This window comes from Sphingobium chlorophenolicum (genome assembly GCF_000722875.1).
Classification (GTDB): domain Bacteria; phylum Pseudomonadota; class Alphaproteobacteria; order Sphingomonadales; family Sphingomonadaceae; genus Sphingobium; species Sphingobium chlorophenolicum.
The window spans coordinates 1-6,334 of record NZ_JFHR01000101.1 but is presented as its reverse complement, the minus strand read 5'-3'; the positions used below and the strand labels follow the sequence as shown (position 1 = coordinate 6,334).

6 protein-coding genes are annotated in these 6,334 nt (G+C 65.7%); 2 read left to right on the top strand and 4 right to left on the bottom strand.

The window, feature by feature from the left end; all coding sequences use genetic code 11:
* Both BV95_RS22020 and BV95_RS22015 read right to left on the bottom strand, forming a co-directional pair.
* A partial coding sequence (locus BV95_RS22020; RefSeq protein ID WP_037457383.1) for an ATP-dependent DNA ligase occupies positions 1–605 on the bottom strand: 605 nt, incomplete at its 3' end.
* A 41-nt stretch (positions 606–646) separates the two neighbouring features.
* Positions 647–1,639, bottom strand: coding sequence for a ligase-associated DNA damage response exonuclease (locus tag BV95_RS22015; RefSeq protein WP_037457381.1), 993 nt, complete (start codon positions 1,637–1,639; stop codon positions 647–649).
* 134 nt (positions 1,640–1,773) lie between these two features.
* Between BV95_RS22015 and BV95_RS22010 the strand changes: the two genes are divergently transcribed.
* Positions 1,774–2,991, top strand: coding sequence for a BtaA family protein (locus tag BV95_RS22010; protein ID WP_037457379.1), 1,218 nt, complete (start codon positions 1,774–1,776; stop codon positions 2,989–2,991).
* Positions 2,991–3,638 carry a class I SAM-dependent methyltransferase gene (locus BV95_RS22005; RefSeq protein WP_037457376.1) on the top strand — a complete coding sequence of 216 codons (648 nt, stop codon included), beginning with the start codon at positions 2,991–2,993 and terminating at the stop codon, positions 3,636–3,638. Before BV95_RS22010 ends, BV95_RS22005 begins: the two co-directional genes overlap by 1 nt.
* A 272-nt stretch (positions 3,639–3,910) precedes the next feature.
* Here the strand turns inward: BV95_RS22005 and hemA are convergent, their stop codons facing one another.
* Together hemA and murI are read right to left on the bottom strand one after the other, a co-directional pair.
* Positions 3,911–5,131 carry a 5-aminolevulinate synthase gene (gene hemA / locus BV95_RS22000; protein ID WP_037457374.1) on the bottom strand — a complete coding sequence of 407 codons (1,221 nt, stop codon included), beginning with the start codon at positions 5,129–5,131 and terminating at the stop codon, positions 3,911–3,913.
* A 151-nt stretch (positions 5,132–5,282) separates the two neighbouring features.
* Positions 5,283–6,086, bottom strand: a complete 804-nt coding sequence (gene murI / locus BV95_RS21995; RefSeq protein ID WP_037457371.1) for a glutamate racemase — start codon at positions 6,084–6,086, stop codon at positions 5,283–5,285.
* Positions 6,087–6,334: the final 248 nt, after the last annotated feature.

Here is a 6,334-nt window from a genome sequence, read left to right as displayed (position 1 = left end):
GGGGTGCCTGCGGGGTCGGGGCGGTCTGCCTTGCCCTCCGCCCATTGGAAGAGGGCGGTATAGGGCGGGGCGAGGGCGTGCCAGCATTCCTCCACATCGTCGACTTCGAGGTTGAAGGCTTGGGCGAAGCCGGTCTTGGCCAGGCGGGCGGAGATGCCGACGCGCAGGCCGCCGGTCGCCAGCTTGAGCAGCGCGAAGCGGCCGGAGGCGTCGAGATGGTCCATCATCCGGGCGAGGGTCGCCGGGGCGGCGGTGCGGCTGGTGGCATGGAGCCGGTCTATGATGGCGGACAAAGTGAGGGAGCCGTCGTCCACCTCCGGCGGTTGGTCCTCGGCTTTGGGCCAGAGCAGGGCGACGGTCTCGGCGAGGTCGCCGACATAGTCGCGGCTCATTTCGAAAAGGACGGGGTCGACGCGGGCGCGGGTCATTTCGGCGATGGTGGAGGCTTTGACCGCCTTCAGGTCCAGATTGCCGGTGAGGGCGGCGAGCGCCCAGCCCCGGTCCGGATCGGGCGCGGTGCGCATATAGGCGGCGATGAGGGCGAGCTTGCCGTTGCGGGAGCGGGTGTAGACCAGGCCGTCGAGGAGTTGGGAGAAGGCGCGCATTTAATCCCGACCCCCGTTCGGATGTGGTGTGGTGAGGGCCATCATCCTTCGTCCTCGTCTTCGCGGCCTATCAGGGCCAGAGCGCGGGCGCGTATCTGGTGGGTCATGCACCAGTGAAGCAGGGCTTCTTCCCGGCCGTGGGTGATCCACGTCTCGGATGGGGCGACTTCGCGGATGGTGTCGGTCAGTTCGTCCCAGTCGGCATGGTCGGAGATGACAAGGGGCAGTTCGACATTGCGTTGGCGGGCGCGCTGGCGGACGCGCATCCAGCCTGACGCCATGGCGGTGATCGGATCGGGCAGGCGGCGGCTCCAGCGGTCGTTGAGGGCGGAGGGGGGCGCTACGACGATGCGGCCGCGCAGGTCTTTGGCCGGTTGGTCTGTGGCGGGGCGCAGGTCGCCCAGATCGACGCCGAATTGCGTGTAGAGGGCGCACATGCGGTCCAGCGCGCCGTGGATGTAGATGGGGTCGTGATGGCCTCTGGCGCGCAGCTCGCTGATGAGGCGTTGGGCCTTGCCCAGGGCATAGGCGCCGACCAGGGCGCAGCGATCGGGATTGGCGTGGAGGGTTGCGAGCAGGCGGTCGACTTCGCTGCCCGTGTCGGGGTGGCGGAAGACGGGCAGGCCGAAGGTCGCTTCGGTGACAAAGATGTCGCAGGGGACGGGTTGGAAGGGCAGGCAGGTGGGGTCGGGGCGGCGTTTATAGTCGCCGGTGACGACGACGCGCTCGCCCGCATGGTCGAGGACGATCTGGGCGGAGCCGAGGACATGGCCGGCGGGGACGTAGCTGATCGTGACGCCGTTCATGCGGATTTCTTCGCCATAGGGCAGCGCCGTGCCGGACGCGGTGCCGTAGCGCAGGGCCATGATCGCCAGCGTTTCCTGCGTCGCCCAGACATGGCCATGGCCGCCCCGCGCATGATCGGCATGGCCGTGGGTGACGAGGGCGCGTTCCTGCGGGACGGACGGATCGATCCAGGCATCGGCCGGGCGGACATAGATGCCGGTGGGGTGGGGTTCGATCCAGTGGGGCATGGCCTTGTGAAATGGTGAGGGAGACGGGTTGGTTCCGCAAGGGCCTTCACATTGCCGTAACCTGGGCGTCACGCGGAAGACATGGCTTTGCCCTATGCGGCGCCGAACGGTCCAGCGGTCAGGAGGCGCGGTTTATGGCATCTACGGCTCATCAGAATGTTACCCGCGCGGTGCATCGGCATCGGCATCTGTCCCGGCAGGGATTGCTGGAGCGCGCCTTCACCTTTGCCTTTCGAGGATTGGTCTATGCGCAGATCTGGGAAGATCCGGAGGTCGACATGGAGGCGCTGGCAATCACGCCGGATTGCCATGTCGTCACCATCGCTTCGGGCGGGTGCAATGTGCTGAGCTATCTGACGGCCGATCCGGCGAGGATCACGGCGGTCGACCTGAATACCGCGCATATCGCGCTTAACCGGTTGAAGCTGGCGGCGGCGCGGGCCTTGCCGGATCATGGGGCTTTTCATCGGTTCTTCGCCAGGGCGGATTGCAGGGAGAATGTGGCGGCTTATCGCGCTTTCGTGGCGCCGGTGCTGGACGATGCGACGCGGCGTTATTGGGAAGGGCGGGATTTCATCGGGCGGCGGCGGATCGGCGGCTTTGCGCGGGGAATCTACAAGCATGGGTTGTTGGGGCGCTTTATCGGGGCGGCGCATCTGCTAGCGCGGCTGCATGGCGTCAATCCGCGGCGGATGCTGGATGCGAGATCGCGGGAGGAGCAGCGGGCGATCTTTGAAACGGAACTGGCGCCGGTGTTCGACAGCGCCTTCATGAAGTGGCTGACGAGCCAGCCAGCTTCGCTTTTCGGCCTGGGGATTCCACCGGCGCAATATGAGGCGCTGGCCGGGGACGAGCGGATGGACGGCGTGTTGAAGGCGCGGCTGGAGAAGCTGGCGTGCGGCTTCGACCTGAAGGACAATTATTTCGCGGTGCAGGCCTTTGGGCGGGGCTATGCCGGGGGCGAGGGGCCGTTGCCGCCCTATTTGCAGGCCGCGAACCATGCCGCCGTGGTGGAGCGGGCCGGGCGGGTCGATGTGCGGCATGTGAATTTCACGGATTTCCTGGCGTCTCAGGATGCCGGGTCGGCGGATCGCTATATATTGCTGGATGCGCAGGATTGGATGGACGATGCGCAGTTGAATGCGCTTTGGGCGCAGATCACGCGGACGGCGAAGCCGGGGGCGCGGGTGCTGTTCCGGACGGCGGGGGAGCCGAGCATCTTGCCGGGCCGGGTCGATGATGCGGTGCTGTCGCGCTGGGATTATCGGGCGGAGGAGTCGCTGGCTTATACGGCGCGGGACCGGTCGGCCATTTATGGCGGCGTGCATCTCTATGTGCTGAGGGGCGCGTGATGACGGGCGGGCATGGCGGGCTGATGGACAGCGTCTATCGGCGTCAGCGGCATATCTACGACCTGTCGCGGAAATTCTACCTGCTGGGGCGGGATGGGTTGATTGCCGATCTTGCCCCGCCGCGCGGCGGGGCCGTGCTGGAGATTGGTTGCGGAACCGGGCGGAATTTGATCGCCGTGGGCAAGGCGTGGCCGGAAGCGCGGCTTTATGGCGTCGATATCAGCGAGGCGATGCTGGAGACGGCGCGCAAGGCGGTGGCCAAGGCGGGCATGGCGGATCGGGTGGTGCTGGCGCAGGGGGATGGCTGCGGGTTCGATGCGGCGGCCCTGTTCGGGCGGGAACGGTTCGAGCGGGTGTTCATCAGCTATGCGCTGTCGATGATCCCGGATTGGGAGGGGGCCTTGCGGCAGGCGGCGGAATGCGTGGCGGATGGCGGCAGGTTAGAGGTCGTGGACTTCGGACAGCAGGATGACCTGCCGGGTTTCTGGAAGCACGCGTTGTTTGGGTGGCTGGCGCGGTTCCATGTGTCGCCGCGAGCGGAATTGCGGCAAGCTATCGCAAGGCTGGCGACGGATATGGGGGGCTTTCCCCATAGCCGGAGCCTGTATCGCGGCTATGCGGTCAGGGGCGGGGTGATACGGGTTTGAGGTTTGGGCCACGTTTGGCCATGAGCGGACATTCCTTCTCCCTTGAGGGAGAAGGATACGGAGCCTTGCTGAGCGGAGCGAAGCTAGGCGCAATTGGATGAGGGGGAGCGGGCCTGCGGCCCGCGCGATCCCTTGGATCGCAACCCCCTCACCCAGCTACGACTAGGCAGCAAGCTGCCAAGTCTGCGCAGCCTCGGCCAGAGTCACGTGCCTCTGGCCGACCCTCAAGGGAGAGGGATAAAAAGAAGGTCCTCTACCACCCCTTGGCGCCGTCAGGCAGCCTTCCTGAGTTCCAGTTCCAGCCGGTCCCAGATTTCCACCAGGGCATCGACCAGTTCGCGCATCATTTCTTCGTTGTGCGCCGGGCCGGGGGTGAAGCGCAGGCGCTCCGTGCCGCGGGGGACGGTGGGGTAATTGATCGGCTGCACATAGGCGCCATATTCGGCGAGCAATATGTCGCTGATCCGTTTGGCCTTGACCGGGTCGCCCACCATCAGCGGGACGATATGCGTGACCGATGGCATGACCGGCAGGCCCGCTTCGGCCATCAGCCGCTTCAAGGTCGCGGCGGATGCCTGCTGGCCTTCGCGTTCCTCGCTCGATTGCTTGAGGTGGCGGACGCTGGCGAGGACGCCTGCGACCAGCACCGGCGACAAGGATGTCGTGAAGATGAAGCCGGGCGCATAGCTGCGGATCACGTCCACGATCATCTGGTCGGCTGCGATATAGCCGCCCATGACGCCGAACGCCTTGCCCAGCGTGCCTTCGATGATGGTGAGGCGATGAGCGACTTCATCCCGTTCGGAAATGCCGCCGCCGCGCGCGCCGTACATGCCGACCGCATGGACTTCGTCCAGATAGGTGAGCGCGTTATATTCGTCGGCCAAATCGCAGATTTCGGCGATGGGGGCGATGTCGCCGTCCATCGAATAGACGCTTTCGAAGGCGATCAGCTTGGGCGCGTCGGGGTCTTCGGCGGCCAGCAGTTCGCGCAGATGGTAGACGTCATTGTGACGGAACACCCGCTTTTCGCAGCCCGAATTGCGGATGCCCGCGATCATCGAGGCGTGGTTCAGTTCGTCGGAGAAGATGATGCAGCCGGGCAGGATCTTCGCCAGCGTCGACAGCGTCGCCTCGTTCGAGACATAGCCCGACGTGAAGAGCAGCGCGCCTTCCTTGCCATGGAGGTCGGCCAGTTCGCCCTCCAGATCGACATGATAATGGGTGTTGCCGCCGATGTTGCGGGTGCCGCCGGAGCCTGCGCCGACATCGTGCAGCGCCTCCTCCATCGCGGCGACGACCTTGGGGTGCTGGCCCATGGCGAGATAGTCGTTGGAGCACCAGACGGTGATCGGCTTCGGCCCGTTATGGCCGTGGAAGCAGCGGGCGTTGGGAAAGGCGCCCTTGTTGCGCAGGATGTCGATGAACACCCGATAGCGACCTTCGCTATGGAGCCGGTCGATCGCCTGCGTGAAGATGTGCTTGTAGTTCACTTAAGCCCTGTCCCTGTTCCCGCATCCCCTCTTTGAGGGGGCATTTACCTGCTGTGGCCGCCTATTACCAGTGATAACCGCTCGCAGCCTTAGGGAGAATTACCTATCACACTGATAGAAAGGCTTGCGATTGGACCAAAGGTCCACCCCTTCAAAGCCCCTCTATCCGTTGCAGGCGATAGCTTTCAAGGGCCGGGCGAAGCCGTTCGACGCTCTCGTCCAGGCGGGTGAAGACGGCCGTTCCGGGGAGCGGTTCCGATGGCCATGGCTGCCCCTGGGTGAGATAGGCGATGCGGCGGGCAATTCCTTCACCGCCATGCACGAACCGAAGCGGGCGGGGCGATGCGGCGGCCAGTTCGGCCTCCACCAGCGGAAAATGCGTGCAGGCCAGGACCACTATGTCCATCCGGTCGCCGCCGGGCTGGTCGAACAGTCCGGCCAGAGCGTCCCGCGCTATGGCGGGGTCCAGCGGTTCGCCGCGCAATTTCGCTTCGGCCAGTTGCACCAGAGCGGCCGAGCCGTGGCGCAGGACGGTGCAGTCGGAGCCGAATTCGGCGGCGAGGCGGTCCACATAAGGCTGGCGTACCGTGGCGTCGGTGCCGAGGACGCCGAAGACCCGGCTTTGCGAGAGCAGCGCGGCGGGCTTGATCGCGGGAACGGTGCCGACGACCGGTATGTCCAGTGCCGCTCGGACGGCCGAAAGCGCGATGGTGGAGGCGGTGTTGCAGGCGATGACCGCCAGGCGCGGGCGGTAGCGTTCGACCAGGCGGCCCAGCAATGCGGGCACGCGGGCGGCGATTTCCGCCTCGCTCCTGGTGCCGTAGGGGAAGCCTGCGCTGTCCGCCGCATAGACGACCGGGGCATGGGGCAGGGCGGCCTGGGCGGGGGCGAGGATCGAAAGCCCGCCGACGCCGGAATCGAAGAAGAGCAGGGGTGCTTGGGGTGCGACTGTCATTATGGTCCGACATGTCGCGGGATGGGGCGGGCCTGTCAACATGGGGACGGGTTTGGGGTGATTGAGATTGGCGGATGGGCGGCATTAAATCCTCCCTGCGCGCGGCGTGGGGAGGAGGGCGCTCGCATAGCGAGTAGTGGAGGGTGAATTTCGGAGGTCGCGCCCCATTCCCCTCCACCACCGCTTTCAGCGGCGGTCCCCCTCCCCATCTCTCGATGGGGAGGAATAGGAGAGGTCAGCTTTCCGCC